We start from the raw sequence: 1,908 nt of genomic DNA, 5'->3' as shown, positions 1-1,908 counted from the left end.
GGGGCGCCGCCAATATCGGCCAGCTGGACAAGCTGGGCCGCGACTCGGCCGCCGGCAAGGAACTGGAGGCGCAGTCGAAGCTGGCCAATCTCAAGCTCACCATGGGCGAGAAAATCCTGCCGCTGTATGCGCAAGGGCTGGAACTGGCCATCAGCGCCGTGCAGCGTCTGAATGGCTTCATGGAACGCAACCCGACCGTGGCCAAGGTCATGATTACCGTCTTTGGCGTGCTGGCCGCTCTGCTGCTGGTGCTCGGCCCGCTGATGTTGGGCATTGCCGCCCTGATCGGCCCGTATGCCATGCTGCACGTCATGTTCGCCAAGATGGGCGTAACGGGCGGCGTGCTCACGCCCATCCTGCGTGGGCTGGGCGGCGCCTTTATGTGGGCGGGCCGCGCCGTGCTGGGCTTGGGTACCGCGCTGCTGACGACGCCGGTTGGCTGGATCATCATGGCCATTGCCGCCATCGCTGGCGCCGCATACCTCATCTACAAATACTGGGAACCGATCAAGGCGTTTTTCAATGGCATCTGGTCGCACGTCAAAACGGCCTTTGCCGGCGGTATCAAAGGCGTCAGCAACCTGATTGCCAACTGGTCGCCAGTCGGTTTGTTCTATCGTGCCTTCGCTGGCGTGCTGGGCTGGTTTGGCATTGCGCTGCCGGCCAAGTTCACCGACTTTTCCGCCACTATCGTGCAGCGCATCGCCACCGGCCTGGCGCCGCTGGGCGGTTTCTTTACCGGCGCGTGGTCGCAAATCCAGACCGCTTTTGCCGGCGGCTTCGTTGGCGTGAATAACCTGATCGCCAACTGGTCGCCCGTGGGCCTGTTCTATCGCGCCTTCGCCGGCGTGCTGGGCTGGTTCGGCATCGAGCTGCCGAGCAAGTTCACCGACTTTGGCGCCAACATCGTGCGCGGCCTGGTCAACGGCATCACCAGCTCCATGGGCGCCGTCAAGGACGCCATCAGCAATGCCGGCTCCAGCACCATTGCCTGGTTTAAGGAAAAGCTGGGCATCCACAGCCCGAGCCGCGTGTTTGCCCAGCTGGGCGACTACACCATGCAGGGCCTGGCCGTGGGCCTGGACCGCAGCGAGGGTGCGCCGATTGCCAAGGTGTCTACCCTGGCGCAGCGCCTGACGCAATTGGGCGCCGGCATCGCCATCGGCACGGCCACGGCATTACCGGCCAGTGCCTTCGACACGCGCGCGCCGCTGGCACAAGGCGGGTTCGGCACCGGCATGACGATCCAGGGCGACAAGATCGAAATCACTTTCAACGTTCAGGCCGGCACCGATCCCCAGGCCATCGCGCGCGCCGTGTACGCGGCCATGGAACAGCGCGACCGCGAAAAGGCGGCACGCATCCGCTCGTCCCTGCGCGACCACGATTAAGAAAGAAACACCACCATGATGATGATTTTAGGAATGTTCGTTTTCAGCCTGCCGACCTTGGCCTATCACGAGCTACAGCGGCAAACGGAATGGAAGCATGCCAGCACGGCCCGGGTGGGCTTGCGCGACGCGCACCAGTATGTGGGGCCCGGCGACGACACGATTACCCTGTCGGGCTGGGTGGCGCCGGAACTGACCGGCTCCCTGTACTCGCTCGATGCGCTGCGCATGATGGCCGACACTGGCAAATCGTGGATTCTGGTCCAGGGCACGGGCCGCATTCTCGGCTCCTACCGCATCACCAGCATGACGGAAGGCCGCACCGTCCTGGACGGCAGCGGCGGCGCGCGCCGCGTCGAGTTCTCGATTGCGCTCAAGCGCGACGACGATGGCGTGCTGGCCATGGTTGGCCTGGGCGATATCGGCGATCTGAAAAACATGCTCAGCATCGACGGCATGACCAGCAGCATTGCCGGCGCGGCCAAGAACGCCGTGGGCAGCGTGGTCGGCAATGTGG

At 64.3% G+C, this 1,908-nt stretch carries 1 protein-coding gene and 1 pseudogene; both read left to right on the top strand.

All coding sequences use genetic code 11. The features are described 5' to 3' along the window. Window positions 1-1,391 (top strand): annotated as a pseudogene (locus tag ACZ92H_RS29345) (hypothetical protein); the annotation flags it as partial. 15 nt (window positions 1,392-1,406) lie between these two features. Further along, on the top strand, window positions 1,407-1,908 hold a 502-nt coding region (locus ACZ92H_RS29340), incomplete at its 3' end, for a phage tail protein (protein ID WP_465050662.1).

The organism is Janthinobacterium foliorum (genome assembly GCF_978021625.1).
This window is presented reverse-complemented; position numbering and strand designations above follow the sequence as displayed.